15 protein-coding genes are annotated in these 17690 nt (G+C 32.2%); 3 read left to right on the plus strand and 12 right to left on the minus strand.

The window, feature by feature from the left end:
• Positions 1–51 precede the first annotated feature (51 nt).
• The 11 genes from F3K33_RS15815 to udp all read right to left on the minus strand — a co-directional run bounded on the left by F3K33_RS15815 (position 52) and on the right by udp (position 12420).
• A complete protein-coding gene (locus tag F3K33_RS15815) occupies positions 52–1761 on the minus strand; it encodes a methyl-accepting chemotaxis protein (RefSeq protein WP_039773389.1) in 1710 nt (569 codons plus the stop codon).
• Positions 1762–2674: 913 nt separating this feature from the next.
• On the minus strand, positions 2675–3325 hold the full coding sequence (gene deoC, locus F3K33_RS15820) for a deoxyribose-phosphate aldolase (RefSeq protein ID WP_039773390.1): 651 nt from the start codon (positions 3323–3325) through the stop codon (positions 2675–2677).
• A 448-nt stretch (positions 3326–3773) separates the two neighbouring features.
• Entirely contained in the window at positions 3774–4658 is an 885-nt protein-coding gene (locus F3K33_RS15825; protein WP_023973130.1) for an ABC transporter permease, read from the minus strand.
• On the minus strand, positions 4648–5775 hold the full coding sequence (locus F3K33_RS15830) for an ABC transporter permease (protein WP_039773633.1): 1128 nt from the start codon (positions 5773–5775) through the stop codon (positions 4648–4650). Before F3K33_RS15830 ends, F3K33_RS15825 begins: the two co-directional genes overlap by 11 nt.
• On the minus strand, positions 5750–7300 hold the full coding sequence (locus F3K33_RS15835; protein WP_039773632.1) for an ABC transporter ATP-binding protein: 1551 nt from the start codon (positions 7298–7300) through the stop codon (positions 5750–5752). Before F3K33_RS15835 ends, F3K33_RS15830 begins: the two co-directional genes overlap by 26 nt.
• A gap of 110 nt (positions 7301–7410) precedes the next feature.
• Positions 7411–8463 (minus strand): BMP family ABC transporter substrate-binding protein, encoded by a 1053-nt coding sequence (locus F3K33_RS15840; RefSeq protein WP_039773630.1) that lies wholly within the window; start codon positions 8461–8463, stop codon positions 7411–7413.
• 23 nt (positions 8464–8486) lie between these two features.
• Complete coding sequence (deoD, locus tag F3K33_RS15845; RefSeq protein ID WP_017212346.1) at positions 8487–9200, minus strand: purine-nucleoside phosphorylase; 714 nt, start codon at positions 9198–9200, stop codon at positions 8487–8489.
• 25 nt (positions 9201–9225) lie between these two features.
• On the minus strand, positions 9226–9909 hold the full coding sequence (locus tag F3K33_RS15850; protein WP_039773628.1) for a YczE/YyaS/YitT family protein: 684 nt from the start codon (positions 9907–9909) through the stop codon (positions 9226–9228).
• A 24-nt stretch (positions 9910–9933) separates the two neighbouring features.
• Positions 9934–11124, minus strand: a complete 1191-nt coding sequence (locus tag F3K33_RS15855; protein ID WP_039773626.1) for a phosphopentomutase — start codon at positions 11122–11124, stop codon at positions 9934–9936.
• 75 nt (positions 11125–11199) lie between these two features.
• Positions 11200–11601 (minus strand): cytidine deaminase, encoded by a 402-nt coding sequence (cdd, locus tag F3K33_RS15860; RefSeq protein WP_023974981.1) that lies wholly within the window; start codon positions 11599–11601, stop codon positions 11200–11202.
• 33 nt (positions 11602–11634) lie between these two features.
• The gene (udp, locus tag F3K33_RS15865; RefSeq protein WP_012059316.1) at positions 11635–12420 is read right to left on the minus strand and encodes a uridine phosphorylase; all 786 of its coding nucleotides are present in this window, start codon (positions 12418–12420) and stop codon (positions 11635–11637) included.
• Between the two features lie 384 nt (positions 12421–12804).
• Here udp and F3K33_RS15870 point away from each other — a divergent pair, with 384 nt between their 5' ends.
• Entirely contained in the window at positions 12805–13545 is a 741-nt protein-coding gene (locus F3K33_RS15870; RefSeq protein ID WP_012059317.1) for a GntR family transcriptional regulator, read from the plus strand.
• Positions 13546–14444: 899 nt separating this feature from the next.
• Here the strand turns inward: F3K33_RS15870 and F3K33_RS15875 are convergent.
• Positions 14445–15098, minus strand: a complete 654-nt coding sequence (locus tag F3K33_RS15875; protein WP_023974982.1) for a TetR/AcrR family transcriptional regulator C-terminal domain-containing protein — start codon at positions 15096–15098, stop codon at positions 14445–14447.
• Positions 15099–15387: 289 nt separating this feature from the next.
• On the opposite strand from F3K33_RS15875, the gene F3K33_RS15880 reads away from it, so the two are divergent.
• Positions 15388–16620, plus strand: coding sequence for an amidohydrolase family protein (locus tag F3K33_RS15880; RefSeq protein WP_023974983.1), 1233 nt, complete (start codon positions 15388–15390; stop codon positions 16618–16620).
• 118 nt (positions 16621–16738) lie between these two features.
• The gene (locus F3K33_RS15885; protein WP_243141293.1) at positions 16739–17518 is read left to right on the plus strand and encodes an amidohydrolase family protein; all 780 of its coding nucleotides are present in this window, start codon (positions 16739–16741) and stop codon (positions 17516–17518) included.
• Positions 17519–17690: the final 172 nt, after the last annotated feature.

The following is a 17690-nucleotide window of genomic DNA, read 5'->3' on the forward strand; positions in this document are numbered from 1 at the left end:
ATCCAAATGATCTTAGTTATGTCTAAGATTCACTTGGATTGTTAAACCTATTTATATTTTAAAATTTAAAACTAATTCAGTTAATTTTTCTGCTGTTTCTGCTTGATCTTGAGCTACTCTAGCAACCTGTTCTATTGCTTTATTAGTTTCATCTATACCTACTTTAATTTCCTCCGAACTGTTTTTAGTATCTTTCATATTTTCAGCAATAGTTTGTACAACTTCAGAAATCTCTTCTGTAGATGCATTTAACTCCTGTGACATTGATGCAATATTTTGTGATAAATCACTAATATATGCAGCATCATTTTCGTATTTATTCCCTGTCTCAATCAATAAATCATAATCTTTTTTAACATTCTCATTAACAAAATGTAGTACCTCCTTTGAATTACCTGATAGATTATTAAAGGCAGCCTGGACATTTGAAACTACATTTTGAATATTCTTAACATAATCTGCTGATTGCTCAGCAAGTATCCTTACTTCATTTGCAACTACCGCAAATCCCTTTCCTTGTTCTCCAGCTCTTGCAGCTTCTATATTTGCATTCAAGGCAAGCAGATTTGTCTGTTCTGCTATTGATGCTATTGATTGTGCAATTATACCTATTTCACTAACTACTTTTCCTTGCTCTATTGCATTAAGTATATTATTTTGCTTTTCTTCATACAATTCATCTGTAGCTTTCATAGAGTTAATTCCAGTTTCCTTTACTTCAGTAGCTCTTTCTTTAATTTCGATAGACTGATGACTACTTTCAGTTGAATTCGAAGCCAGCTGAGTTATTCCAGAATTAACTTCTTCCATTGTTGAAGCTAACTCTTCTGTAATTGAATTTATTCCTTGTATATTTTCTACTATTCCAGATGTGTTCTTATCTATGCTTTCAAAATTGCTTGATAATTCTTCTAATGTAGCGGATAATTCTTCACTAGATGCTGTTACACCCTGAGCCTGAATCACAATATTTTCAATCACTGATTTAATTTTTTCTTTTGCATTATTTAATGCTCTAATTAATAATCCTAATTCATCTTTATTTTTACTTTCTATTGAATATGTTAAATCTCCGTTTCCTAAAGCTTCTGCAAATAATAAAACTTTTTTAATTATCATAGATATATATATTGATAATCCTGTCCCTATAATAAGCGCCAAAATAATCCCTACTATTAGAATTGCATGCATTATATGAGTTGTTATGAGATAGTTTTCTTTTGCACTGCTATAAGCTTCATCTGCTTGTTTTTGGTTTATTTCAACCAAGTTATCAAGATGTTTTGATATAATTTCTGTGGTTTGGTTAATTTCAGATAATTTAATTTTTGCTTCTGAATAATTCCCATTTTTGAGTAACTCAAAAAGATTGTCTTTTTCAGTTGCAAACTTATCTCCTAAAATAGAATTAAGATCATCAAACTCTTTCTTCTCATCAGTCGACATACTACTATTACCAAAAGCTTCAACTACAGCTGAATTTTTAGTTTTGATTTGATCAAGTTGTTGTAGCGCTGTTTGTACCTTGGAATTATCCTGTTCTAGAACTAGATCATTAACAATTTTAATTTCAATTAAAAAATTCTCTTTAACCGAATGTATTTCATCAATACTTTTTAAATTATCAGAATATATTTGTTCCATACTACTCTCAGTATTTAATAGACCAAACTTTCCGAAGAAACCAGTTATTCCAATTAGTATAACCATACTCATAAAGCCAATTAACAATTTTGTTTTTATTGATAAATTCTTTATCATCAGTATACCATCTCCCTCTTATAGTAAAATTTTAAAGTTAATAATAATTTGCAGCTTATTTCAACCCCTTACTAAATTATATTTTATCAAAAATTGTTAAAATATAATAGCATTTCGACATAAATTTTTCTAATTATTACAATTTTATATGTTTTTATTTATATATATTGAAATTCACAATGCACATTTCACAATTCACAATTATGGCTAAAATTCTTGTAATATTTTTAGAATTATGATGAAGAATTATTTTTACAACATATATATATTTTTTTATTATCATACTACTAATTTAGATTATAAATATTTAGTTTTTAACCATATATATCTATACATTTCCTTTTTATACAAAGTGCGCGTTATAGAGTGTAGTTATGTAATGTTTTATTTTTTTCCAATTAAATTAAATAGGCTAGTTATTCATTTGCATAACTAACCTTAAAATTTACTCATTTATAGAATTTATATTAATCCTCTCTCCAAATTTTGTTAGCGTGTTTTTTTATTTTGAAGGAGTGAAAGCTTCTATAACAGTAGTTTCCTTATCTTTTGTTATTGCTCCTCCACATCTTTTTTTAATGCATATCTCTTATTCGATTTAATTATAGGAAATTATTGTTACAGTTCTGTAACAGATATTTATCAATGATGTTACAGATTATATAAATAAATCTAAAAATTATAATCTCTTCATTTTAATTCACATTAATCCTGATATAGTCTTATCTCACTACATTAGTTTAAAATAGCATAATTCTCTGCAAAAAATCAAATTATTTTCCTTACTAAATCTTCTTTCATTTTCAGAGTAATATAAATAATAGAACCATGAATTATTTTTTGCCTCATGGTTCTATCTAGCTATTTATCACAATTTATCATTTTATCTTTTCTTTAGCTTATAGCCTAAAAATTATTTGCTCTCATTAACAATAGCAATACTGTTGCTTGATCCTATTCTGCTTGCTCCTGCATTTATCATATCCATAGCAGCTTTGAAGTCTCTAACTCCACCTGATGCCTTTACGCCTAAATCTGGTCCAACAGTCTTTCTCATTAAAGCAATATCTTCCTTAGTTGCTCCACCATTAGAAAATCCTGTTGATGTCTTAACAAAATCAGCTTTAGCTTCTTTAGCTATTTCACAAACCTTAACTTTCTCCTCATCAGTTAATAAACATGTTTCAATAATAACTTTAACTAATGCTTTTCCTTTAGCTGCATTTACTACAGCTTCTATATCTTCTTTTACAAAGTTATAATCCTTGGACTTTAGTGCCCCTACATTTATAACCATATCTATTTCGCTCGCACCATTTTCAATAGCTTGAGATGTTTCAAATGCTTTCGCTTCTTTTGTCATTGCTCCAAGTGGAAATCCTACTACCACACAAGTTTTCACTTCACTTCCTGCAAGTTCAGTACTTACTAATTTTGCATAACATCCATTTACACAAACAGATGCAAAATTGTATTCTTTAGCTTCTCTGCATAATCTCTTTACATCCTCTACTGTCGCTTCTGGTTTTAATATTGTATGATCTATATATTGGGCAATATTCATATTTCATTACTCCTTAAATTTATTTTATAACTATATATTTTACAATTCACAATTTACAATGCATAATTCATAATGCACAATACACATTTCGTAATTCACAATTACGAATAAAATTCTTGTAATATTATTAGAATTATAACATGCAGTTCATGGTTTAGATTGATTAAATAACAAGTTGATACTAGTGACAAATTACAGGTGACACGTGATTCACTTATCACTTACTCAGCAAACGTATGTGAGTCGAGTTTCCGCTAATGGTTCTTCCATTAACGCTTGTGAAGTGAGAGTCCAAAATTTCATTTTAGGTTGTCGAACTTCCTCAGCGAATGTAATGAGTCGAGTTTCCCTAGGAAATCTGTAGCAAACATTAGTGGTGCAACCTGAAATTTAGAACTTTCAGCGAAATTTTCGCAGTCCTGTGAAATAACAATGTTTCTCCTTTCAATTAACGAGTACCTTTTTCGTAAGGAACTCCATCAGCTTTTGGTGCAACTGATTTTCCTACAAAAAGAATCAATACTACAATTGTTAAAATGTATGGTAGCATTGCAAGTATTTGCGAAGGAATAGCAAAGTTTCCGCCACCTAATACAACTGTTAATGCTTGAGCAAATCCAAATAATAAGCAAGCTCCGTATGCGCCATGTGGAGTCCATTTACCAAAAATAACTGCTGCTAATGCAATAAAGCCTTGACCGCTGATTGCTGTTGGAGTGAATTGCGCTATTATTGCAAGTGTCATAGATGCTCCACCAAACCCTGCAAGTATTCCAGAGATCATAACACACACGTAACGAGTTCTAGTTACACTTATTCCAAGAGTATCTGCAGCTGCTGGATGCTCTCCTACAGCACGAATACGTAATCCCCATTTAGTTTTATATAAAATAAACCAAATAACTACTGTAATTAAAATCGCTATAAAAACTGTAATATCTACGCCAAATACTTTAGGTAATTTAGTAGCTACTGGTTTAGTCATAGTAGCTCCTTCAAATAATAACCTACATGTAAATAAAGAGAAACCTGCACCTAATAAATTTATAGCAATACCTGATATTGTCTGATCAGCATTGAATGTTATAGATGCAACTGCATGTAATAAAGCCATTATTCCCCCTGCAATTCCTGCAGCTAAAAATCCAAGCCATGCATTTCCAGAATAATATCCTACTGCCGCACCAGTAAAGGCACCTATAGTCATCATACCTTCAATTCCGATATTTACAACTCCAGAACGTTCAGAAACAACTCCACCTAATGCTCCAAATATTAGCGGTGCTGAATACATTAGTGTAATACCTATTAATAGTGCAATACTATTTAACATTCTTCTCACCTCTCTTTAAAAGTCTGTCAGCTAAAGCAGGTACAATCTTAGTTAATGCTACGAAAAATACAATAGTACCTATCATTATATTTATTATTTCCGATGGTGCACCTATAGCAGATTGTACAGATTGACCTCCATATAGTAATCCACCATATAATAATCCTCCAAAGATACAACCAATAGGTGAACTTCCTGCAATTAATGCAACTGATAATCCATTAAATCCGTTATTTTCAAAAGCAGCCATAGTAGATAACTTATGAGGTGCTGTTCCTGTGATAGCTAATGCTCCAGCAAGACCTGATAATGCACCTGCAATTACCATTGATTGAACTATATTACGATTAACGTTTATTCCAGCAAATTCTGCTGCATCTTTATTTAATCCAACTGCACGTAATTCGTATCCTTTTGCTGATTTATATAATAAGATTGATATAACCACAGCCATTATAATAGCAACGATAATTCCAATATTAACATCTGTTTTTAGCAAAACTTCTGATAACCATTTGTTGTGAGAAAGAAATTCCATTCCAGCATCAGAAGTCTTCCAATTGCCAAGTATAGTAGTAAATCCAGATTCATTAATCATATAAGTACTTGTTGAATCTGGTTGGTGAAATACATCTGTTGATACAACGAAATTGGATAAATATAATGCAATCCAATTTAGCATTATACTGGTTATAACTTCGTGTATTCCGAATTTCGCCTTAAGAATTCCCACAATACCACCAAATACTGCTCCAGCAGCTACACCAGCTAAAATTACTAAAGGAATTTCTAATACTGCTGGCAAATTTAATTTGATTCCAACTATAGTTGATGCAATTGTACCTACTATATATTGGCCCTCTGCTCCAATATTAAATAATCCTGTTTTAAAGGCAAATGCAACACTTAAACCAGTTAAAATAATAGGCGTAGCCTTAATAATTGTATTAGATATATATTTAGGTTTTGAAAAAATCCCTCCAAAAAGTGCACTAAAAGCATCTATAGGATTATAACCAGCAACACCTAGTACTATTGATGCAACAATAAATCCACAGAATATTGCAATGAATGTTGAAGTAACTGGTTTTTTAAGAATTTTTACTACTATCTTCACTATGTTTACCTCCCGCCATTAGCAAGCCTATTGTATTTTCATCAACTTCACCTTGTTTAAAAGTACCTACAATAGTTCCTTCAGAAATTACAGCTATAGTATCTGAAACATTCATAACTTCATCAAGTTCTAATGAAATTAAAAGAACAGCTTTTCCTTTATCTCTTTCTCTTATTAATGTTTTATGAACATATTCAATTGCTCCTACATCAAGTCCACGAGTTGGCTGCACTGCAATTAATAAGTCCGGATCATTATATACTTCTCTTGCAATTATAACTTTTTGCTGATTTCCTCCTGATAGCCCTCTGATAGGTGATGATTCACAGTTATCAGGCCTTATATCATACTGATTTATAAGCTCCTTAGTATGAGCCATAATTTTATCTTTAACCAATAATCCATTCTTACAATATGGTTCACTTTTATATTTTTCTATTACCATATTTTCAGCAACACTAAAATCTAGTACAAGCCCACGTTTTTGCCTGTCTTCATGTATTGTTGAAACTTTATTTTTGATAACGTTTTCCACTGTAGTATTTTGTATCTCTACTCCATTTATTTTAATGGTACCTTTTTCGGATTTAGCAAGACAAGTTATAGCTTCAATTAATTCTTTTTGTCCATTGCCGTCAATTCCTGCAATACCAACGATTTCACCTTTACGTACTTTAAGTGATAAATCTTTAACTGCATCTAACTTTCTTTCATCTTTTACAGTTAAATTATCTATTTCAAAAACAACCTCATCTGGTTTTGCAGTTTCTTTGTCAACGATTAACTTGACTGCATGACCAACCATCATTGTTGCAAGATCTTCTCTTGTTACTTCCTTAACATTTACTGTATCTATATATTTTCCTCTACGTATTATTGTACAAACATCAGAAGACTCCTTTATTTCTTTTAATTTGTGTGTAATTATAATTATTGTTTTTCCATCAGCAATAAGGTTATGCATGATGCCTATTAAATCTTGAATTTCTTGTGGAGTAAGAACCGCTGTCGGCTCGTCCAATATTAATAAATCAGCTCCACGATATAAAGCTTTTAATATTTCAATACGCTGTTGCATACCTACTGAAATATCTTCAATTTTTGCGTCTGGATCTACATCTAATCCATACTTTTTAACAATGTTTAATATTTCTTCTCGGGCTTTTTTCATATCTAGTATTCCACATTTTTTTGTAATTTCACTACCTAACACTATATTTTGTGTTACTGTAAAATTTTCAACTAACATAAAGTGTTGATGAACCATTCCTATTCCATTTTCAATCGCTATATTAGGGTTTTTAATATTTATCTTTTCACCATTAAGATATATTTCACCTTGATCAGCTTGATACAATCCATAAAGGATATTCATAAGGGTACTTTTGCCTGCACCATTTTCTCCTAGTAGTGCATGAATTGTACCTTTTTTAATATCAAGGTTGATATTATCTAAAGCACAGAACGAGCCAAACGTTTTTGTAATCCCACGCATTTGTACTGCATATTGTTTGCTAATTTCCATACCTAATCCTCCTCTATTATATAAGGCTTTGCCGGCAAACCGTTAAGTTACCAGCAAAGCCTACCTCCACTACTGTCTTAATAGTTATTATCTACTTTAAGTTTAAATTATTATTTTTTTAAAAAGTCATTGTAAGTTTGTTCATTGTAAGGTGGAGCTATTGTGCCATTTTTAATCTTGTCTTGAACTTCCATAGTTGCTTTATATACTGCTGGATCCATATTTTTGTTTTCAGTCGGAATTCCTACAGCATTTTCTTTTAATCCATAAGTATAAGTTTTACCACCAATTTTATTTCCAGTCATAGCTTCTTTAGAAACATTTTCAACTGCAACACTTGCAAGTTTTAATGCTGATGTTAATACATTATCAGGAGCTAAATATGCTTGATCACGGTCAACACCTATTGCAAATTTATTTGCTTCTTTAGCTGCTTCAATTACACCTACACCAACTCCACCTGCTGCATGGAATACGATATCGCATCCTGATGAGAACATCTTGTTTGCAATTGCTTTACCTTTTGATGCATCAGAGAAACTTTCAGCATATTGAACATCTACAGTAATATCTTTACCTAATTCTTTTGATGCATATTGAACACCAGCTTGGTATCCATATTGGAATTGATCTATAATTCCACTTTTTATTCCTCCAACAAATCCAACTTTACCTGTTTTTGTTGTTTTAGCAGCTGCATAGCCTACCATAAATGAAGGTTCTTGTGCATTAAACATAACTCCTGTAACATTAGCTGGAGTATCATCTCCATATGAATTATCAACTATAGCATAACTAACATCTGGATTTGCTTTTGCTGCCTTTGTTATTGCATCTGACATTGCAAAACCAATACCCCAAACTACTTTATTACCAGCATCAACAGCTTTATCTAGATTTGTAGCATAATCTGATTCTTGCTTGGATTCAAGATAGCTTACTTTACCTCCAGCATTATTCTTTTCAAAATTTTGCAATCCTTCCCATGAAGATTGATTGAAAGATTGGTCATTTACACCACCTGTATCAGTTACCATTGCAACTTTAAATTCCTTATTATCACCTGTAGTTCCTTTATCAGTTGTCTTGTTTCCACTTGATCCGCAACCAGCCATAGTTCCCATAATCATTGTTGTCATTAATAATGCAATTACTTTTTTCATGATATTTCCTCCTATAAACTTTATTATTTTGCTATTTCAAGAGCAATTTTCATCATTTCTGTAAAACTTAATTGTCTATCTTCTGCTGAAAGTGATTCTCCTGTTAATACTGAATCTGAAATTGTAAGTAAACATAACGCATTCTTTCCTGCTTCTGCAGCATTCATATAAAGTGCAGCTGCTTCCATTTCTATTGCTAGGACTCCCATACTCTTCCACTTTTCTGTTGCTGTTTTATCAGCACTATAAAAAGTATCAGAAGATAGTATATTTCCTACAACAACATTTATATTGTTTTCTTTTGCTGCTTCAACTGCACTGCTAACTAAATCAAAACTTGCAATAGGAGCAAAAGTTCCTGGCAGACCATATTGATGTGCGTAGTTAGAATTAGTAGATGCACCTAAACCGATTACAACATCACGTAGGTGCAATTTCTCAGATATACTTCCTGCTGTTCCAATTCTAATAATATTATCTACACCATAGAAATTAAATAATTCATAGCTATAAATACCTATAGATGGCATTCCCATGCCGCCTCCCATAACTGAGACACGTTTTCCTTTGTAAGTTCCAGTATATCCAAGCATATTTCTTACTGTATTAAATTGAGTAACATCTTCAAGAAAATTTTCTGCAATAAATTTAGCTCTTAAAGGGTCTCCTGGCATTAATACTGTTTTTGCTATTTCTCCTAGTTTTGCCCCATTATGAGGAGTTGGTACATTTGTCATATTTCTGTCCTCCAAAATCTTGTTTTTAATATTGTAAAATGTTCTTTTTACCTATTTTAATCTTCATTAGAACTGACTTTTTAAATAGCTCTGATGCAAATTGTATACAAGGCCCTCCTATTAGGGCTGCAATAACTGTTACAGCCCCTGCTTTTCCTCCTAGTATAAAACCAATTATAAGCGATGTAACATCACAAATTACTTTTGCAGTTCTATATTGAGATTTCATTTTGTCTTTTAATATCATAGCTAAACTTGTAAAAGGATCTAATCCAATATTTATTGCTATAAAGATTCCTAATCCTGTAAACAGCATTAAGGATCCACATACAGAACTTAATATTCTCCACTCTAAAACATTAGGCAAATTCATATATTCATAAAACTTTGAACCTATCCCAACAAAGGTTCCCATTGGAATAGTATATATAAATGTTCCTATATTTATATACTTTCTGTTAATTAATAACGATAATATTATTATTGCGTAATTTACCACATTTGTTGTCATTCCAAGTTCGCTTTGTGGAAGACCACTTGCACTGCGAACTCCATCATATAGAAGTGCAACTGCATCATTTCCAAGCATTGCAGCTGAATTAAATGCAATTCCAAATCCTACAAGAGCAACTCCAACTAACGCTATTAAAATATTTATAAGAAGAACTTTAAGTGATTTTTCCTTTAGCGTATTAACTGTACTCATCATTAGTTAAATATCCTTCCTGTAATACTATACTAACTTGCTTAGTACTGATTCACCAATTGTATTCTCAGGCATCTTTACTCCAAAGTTTTCTGCTATTGTAGCACCAATTGCTGCAAAACTATCGCTTGTTTCCATTAAACCACTTTCAGTCATAGATGGAGAATAAGCTAAGAAAGGAACATGTTCACGTGTATGATCTGATCCTTTATAAGTTGGATCATTACCATGGTCTGCTGTAATGATTAATAAATCATCTTCTTTTAATTTATCTAATACTTTTCCTAAATTAACATCAAACTTTTCTAATTCTTCAGCATAACCAACTGGATTTCTTCTGTGTCCCCATAAAGCATCAAAGTCTACTAAGTTAACAAAGCACGATCCTTTAAATTCTTTATCCATTATTTCTAAAGTTTGTTCCATTCCATGAACAGAACTTTTTGATTTATTTGATTCTGTTATACCTTCACCATCAAATATATCGTTTATTTTTCCAACTGATATTGAAGAAAATCCACTATCTTTTAATGCATTCAATGCAGTTGCTCCATATGGTTTTAAAGCATAATCATGTCTATTACTTGTACGTTTGAATTCACCTTTTTTCATTCCTAAATATGGTCTTGCAATAACTCTTCCAACTTTCCATTCATCTTTAAGAGTTAATTCTCTTGCAATTTCACAGCAACGATAAAGTTCATCTAAACCAAAAGTTTCTTCATGACCACATATTTGTAAAACAGAATCAGCTGAAGTATAAACGATCATATCTCCTGTTTTTATTTGATGTTCGCCAAGTTCATCTAATATTTCTGTTCCACTTGCACTTTTATTTCCAACTATTTTATGACCTGTTCTTTTTTCAAGTTCATCTAATAACTCTTGTGGAAAACCTGTATCAGTAAATGTTTGGAATGGTGTTTCTATTTTTAACCCCATCATTTCCCAGTGACCAGTCATTGTATCTTTTCCAACACTTGCTTCCCTCATCTTCATAAAATGAGCTAAAGGCTTTTCAACTGCTTCAACATGTTTGATTGGATGTAAATTAGCTAACCCTAACTTTTGTAAGTTTGGAATCTTAAATTCATTTACCGACTCTGATATATGCTTAAGTGTGTCTACATTAACATCACCATACTCTTTTGAATCACTCATTTCTCCAATTCCAAGTGAATCTATTACTATTGTGAAAATTCTATTATATTTCTTCATAACTCCATCCTTTCAAAACTAATTAAGTTTATATTTCATTTTATATTTAATACTTATTCCCAAATTAAAATTTTATTATTTTAGATCTTCCTCTGTAAAGGACATTGGTAATAATTCTTCGATATCAGTAATTTTTTCAGTCTTTTTATTAGATAAAACTATTGGAGTATGTTTTTCTAATAATTCAACTAAAACTTGCCTGCATGCACCACAAGGAGTTGCTAGCGTATTTCCATCACTTACAATGGCAATTGCTTTTACATCCTCTTTACGATACCCATTTGAATATGCTTGAAAGATTGCATTTCTCTCTGCACAATTTGTTAAACCATAAGATGCATTTTCAATGTTTGCTCCTATAAAGTATTTATTATCTTTAGTAACAACACAAGAACCAACCTTATACTTTGAATAAGGAGAATATGCATTTTCCATAGCTTTAAAAGCTCTTTCTAAAATATCTTCATACTCTTTCATTTCATATTCCTTTCCGAAAGATCAAACACTTTCTTATTTAGTTTCTCTCTCTTTGTCAGCTTTTATTAATTTTCTAATTCCTTCAATTGCAACTTCTATAGCTGTTTCTGTATCATGCACTTGCAAATTTTCAAGTCCTGCCTTTTCACGTTCTTGATTTGCAACAACTAAAAATACTGAACCTACTCTTACTTTTAAATAGCTTCCTACTACAAATAAAGCTGCTGATTCCATTTCAGAAGCAAGACATCCGCATTTCATCCATGCATCCCACTTATTTAAAAGGTCATAACTTACTGGTTTAGTTTCTGGAGAATGTTGACCATAAAATGAATCTTTACATTGAACTACTCCAACATGATAATTTTTATTTAAATCTTTAGATGCTTGCACAAGTAGGCTTGCAACATCAAAGTTTGCAATAGCTGGAAATTCAATTGGCGCATATTCTTTACTAGTACCTTCTGCTCTAATTGCACCAGTAGCAATAACTACATCTCCACCTTTAACATTTATATCCATTCCGCCACATGTACCAACTCTTACGAAAGTATCTGCTCCGCAATTTACTAATTCTTCTAATGCTATAGCAGCTGATGGTCCACCAATTCCTGTTGAAGTAACACTTACTTTTACACCATCTAAAAATCCAGTGTAAGTAACATACTCTCTATTATCAGCAATTAATTTCGGATCATCAAAGTATGCAGCAATCTTTTTACATCTCTTTGGATCCCCTGGTAATATTACGTATTTACCTACATCTCCTTCTCTCACATCTATATGATATTGTTTCCCAGAACCTTGTGAATAATTCATTATAATACCTCCATTTATTTCACGATTCGCTTTCAGAATACGGTTTCAACATTACGTTAAAAAATGTTGGACATCCTTAATACTTGTCTATTAAGTTGTATTATTGTTTGTACTCAAAGAATAGCATGTCTGTTATTTCATGTCAAGCATTTTATTCATGATAAATTCCGAAAATTCATTCAATTTAAAAACTATACCAAAAGCCTGTTGGTACAAGCTTTCAGAAGGACAGGCTGTGCACAAAATAACCATAATAATTTGATTGCCAATATTGTTTAATTAACGTTATAATTAAGTATAAAACAAATATTTCAGTTGAAAATTTGTAATTCAATATGTATACTTGTCTAGACAGGGTTATATCTGTAGAAAGGTGATATTTTTATGAATGATGAATTTGATATAGTTGAAAAGCCAAAAGAATTAAGATATGTAAGTGTATATAATCAACTTTTTAAAATGATAAATGAAGGTACTTTTCCAGAAGGAAGTAGATTACCCTCTGAACCTGAACTATCTAAATTAATTGGTGTTAGTAGAACTACGCTAAGACAGGCACTTGCACTACTACAAGATGATGGATTAGTAAATAATATAAGAGGTAAGGGAAATTTTATAGTAAAATCTAAGCCTAAAAAAGATCTTGGTTTAGAAACAATGGGACACCCCGTATACAAGTGCATAAATGATGTCATTGATGAAGTTAAAATTCAATTAAGAATAGAGCCATCTACTGACTATTTTAATCAAATTCTTGTAAAGAAAACTGCTGCTGTAGTATTAATAGATAGATGGTATAAATCTGAAGGTCAAGCTATAGCTTATACGTTTACTTTATTGCCAATTGAAACTATTTCAAAATTTAATCTTGATTTAAACAATGAGGATATGATTTTAGAATTTCTAGAAAGAGATATTTACGAAATATCTAGTGATATATTAGTTGAAATAAAGTATTCAACTTCTGGAAACTTTGCTGCTAAAACGTATCCAATTTCGCCAGAAAATCAATTTCATCTTATACAGGAAACTCTTTATAAAGATTCAGAATTTCCTATTGCTTCAAATAAGCATTATTTACCGATAAAAACAAGTTCGATTAAGTTTCATCCTAAAAAGCAATAGGTTAATTATAGATCCCCAAAATTTATGTAGTAACTTACCGAAATCATAAATATTTTGATTCCGAAAAACTATGAAAATATCGCTGAAAGTTCTAAGCGGCAGGTTGTATCCACTTTAGCATGCTCCCACTTTTAGTGTGACAAGCTAAAATGGAACAACCTACAGCTAAGAGCCTTTAACAGCTCATTTTCAAATGTTTTCTCCACAAATATATTTATGATTTCTAGTGAAGATATAAACTTAAATTTTTATAAACTTTGTAAACGTATTTATAATGATAGGTCAAATCCCTAAGTTGTTTATCTATATAGATAAGCCAATTACAAGTTAGATTTATACTGTGAAATATATCCTAACTAGAAATGGGTAATATACTTTTGTGGAATGTTTCATTGGTAATTTTGATGTATGTGATTCATTTCGGCGAGTTATATGCATAAGTTCAAGTCTTAGTTGAGTTATCTATATTATGAATAATTATAAAATAGCATTTGTTTTGTAATTATTGTATTTTAATCTCTCAAACCATATGCTTTAGGAATTAAAATAAGAATGATTTACTAAAATTAATAAATCATTCTAAGTTTGTCGTGAAATTTATTTAATAAGGAGAAATAATATTTCAACTACACTATATTATATATTATAGAATAAGCGCTTAAATCGTGTTGAAAATCAAGAAATTTATTTGTATAAGTTCTATATATAAGAATCTGCCGAAAGCAGAAACATTGTCTTCGTGGGTCTATAAAAGTTTCGCTGAAAATGCTAGTATGTAATTCAAGTATATTTGCTTTAAGTAGTATTAGTTATTGAAGCGCTAGTCCCTCTTGACAAAGAGCTGATAAATTATGAATTAAATCATAATTTATCAGCTCTTAATTTTTAGAAATTTTAAATTACTTTGTTTCAATACTAGCTTTTTTTGACATAACTTCACTTCCACCAACAATGATAAGCTCAAGCCCTAGTTTAAAAGCAGTATCTTCTGTGTCCCCTATTCTCATAACTTCCATAAGGTTTGGGAAATTCCCGGTATTCAATATATTATCCTCGGGAGCTTTATCACTATACTTGTCTGACTGTTCCTCAATAACGTAACCAAATGTGTAGCGAATAGAAGTGATCATAACACTTGTTGCTGTTTTTATATCCATTCCACTACTGCAAAGTGATACTAGTGAATATTCCATAAACTTTGCTAAGGTAACGGCAGGAAAAAGATGTGCACCAGCAACCACTCGCCCACCGTCACGATATGAAAGCATTGCTTTACGAAACAAGTTAATATTATATGTCAGCCAATCTTGCCACGTCTGCTCATCTTTCCGTGGTTCAAAATCTCCAAGTTCCTTTTGCAATATGTATTCTGCCATATAATCCAAGAGCATAGCTTTATTTTTAAAGTGCCAATAAATAGCAGGAGCTTTAACATCTAATTTTTTTGCAATATCACGCAACGATAACTCGTTATATCCTTTTTCGTTTAGAAGTTCAAGTGCGGCTTCAATAATTTTATTTTGCTTATCGTTTATTTCCAAATTATTTTTCATATTCTCGCCTCATAAAAGTTTTCTTTTATAATAGCACAAAATCATTCACATTAACAGTGTTAAATTACTTTTTCAAAATCATTGACAAGCATCCTTAACAGTGTTAAAGTGTGAATATGAATTTAACACTGTTAAGGAAATGTTATTATGATTAAAATTTTAAAATAGCTTTCAGTAATCAAACTATCTAGATGATACAGCTATATTTAGAATCACAGCAAATCTTAATATGAATACTCTTAGAAACTAAACATGGTTTAAAAAATATTATTGAAAAGAGGTAACTAACATGAGTAAAGAAAAAATCACATTCATTACCAATGCAAAAATCTTTGATGGTGAGCGAGTAATTGACAAGCAATCCGTTACAATCAAAGGAGAAAAGATTATCAATATTGGTGGACATGCACCTGATGGTGCTGAGATTATCGATGCCAAAGGTTGTACTTTGTTGCCAGGTTTAATAGATGCACACTCACATCCAAATATGGATGCCTTAAAGATGGACTTAACCTTCGGAGTTACTACTACATGTCAGATGCAGGGATATTTTAGTGAAGAGCAGATTAAGGCCATCAAGAGCCGAAAAGATTTGGCGGATACTCTTGTTACGTTCTTTGCGGTTACAGCACCAAACGGACATCCAAATGAACTATTGCCACCAGCAGTGCTAGCTCAGCAGAAAGCAATGATGGAAGAGGTAGGCTTACCTCCTAAAAAGACTGCATCAACACCCGAAGAAGCAGCAGGTATTGTTGCAGAACGCGTAGCACAGGGAGCAGACTATATTAAAATTATGGTAGAGGACGGAACGGTATTCGGTCATCCTGATACACCTAATTTGACAGATGAAGTGATTGCAGCTGCCTGCAGTGAAGCGCACCGTTTTGGCAAAATAGCTGTGGCACATGCAATGTCGTTAAAAGCTACTGAACGTGCCATTAATGGAGGAATAGATGGATTAATGCATATCTTCATTGACAAACCACATACTAAAGAAATTATTGATACTATTGTAAGTTCTGGTGCATTTGTATGCCCAACCATTGTTGCCGGCGCTTCCACAATAGGCGACAGCGACGCTCCAGAGTTTGCTAAGGATGAGCGTGTACGCTCTAAATTGAGTGAAGAATGGATAAATGCTCTGAATAAGCACATCGCATCTTGGCCACATGGGAAGACAGAATATCTATTAGCATCAGTGAAGGCACTCTTTGATGCAGGCGTTGATATTTTGGCTGGCAGCGATCCTTCAGTGGCATCAGTTGGTGGTATGGTGCATGGTGCTAGTTTACATCATGAACTGCAATTACTGGTTAAGGCTGGATTAACTCCGATTGAGACGCTTAGAGCTGCCACTTCAGTTCCAGCACGCCGATTTGGCATGAATGACCGCGGTCGTATTGTAAATGATGCTCGTGCTGATCTGCTATTGGTAAAAGGTGATCCAACAACCAATATTTCAGACACATTATCAATTGAAGCGGTTTGGAGACAAGGCGCACAGTTATCTAACATATAAGGAGGAAATATATATGATTTTTATTGATATACATCATCATGTTATTGGAAAAAATAATCCTAATGCTGCTTTATTGTCACCATGGGATATGAAAATAGATTAAGAGGCAATGAATAGGATGGGAATAACAGGAGCATTACTTTCGCTGCCTGTGTCAGCAAGTCCTGAAATCACAAGGCAGATGAACAACTTTATGGCTCAGTTTGTATCTTATAATCCAAAGAAATATGGAATGCTTGCTTGTCTTCCTACAGAATTTGTAGACGACGCATTAAAAGAGATAGATTATGCATATGGAACGCTGAAGGTAGATGGATTCTCTATTCCAAGCAACACTAAAGGGATTTATATAGGCGATGACCGTATGGATGAAATACTATCAGAACTAAACAGAAGATCTGCTGTTGTACTACTTCATCCAACCAAGCCTGCAGGCGCTAATGAGTCATTGTTCGTAAAAGATATGTCTATTTATGAATTCCCTTTTGATACAACCAGGGCCATGATGGACCTTATTTACAGAGGCAAGATCCAAAAATATCCTAATATAAAATGGATTGTTTCTCATGCAGGAGGAACCATTCCATATATAGCGTATCGTTTGAGTACTGTTGCACAAGAAAACAAAGCAAGCAGCTTGTCTAGCGATGAAGTTCTTGCATCATTGAAAAGTTTGTATTACGATTTAGCGCTTTCAACTTCACCAAGTGTATTTTCTACACTTAAAGAATTGGTAGGAGCATCACATATTCTGTTCGGTACTGATTTTCCACTACGCTATGAGAAAGGTGTAACTGAAAGCATCGAACAATTCAACAATTACTCAGGATTTAACGAAGGTGAAAAACATAAGATAATGTGTGAAGCAGCAAAAGAACTTTTCCCTCGTTTTCGTTAATCTATAGGTATAAGAGGATAACTCCGTAAACACGTATAGTTATCCTCTTATTATAATATCTAAAAATTAGCTGGAGTCACGATTTAAAAAATATAGAGCCCTTGTATACATAGTATGTGTTATATTTTGCAAGTTATGTTATAATAAGCGTTATTAAAAACTGTAATCTAAT

Source organism: Clostridium beijerinckii, from assembly GCF_008705175.1.
Lineage (GTDB): Bacteria > Bacillota > Clostridia > Clostridiales > Clostridiaceae > Clostridium > Clostridium beijerinckii.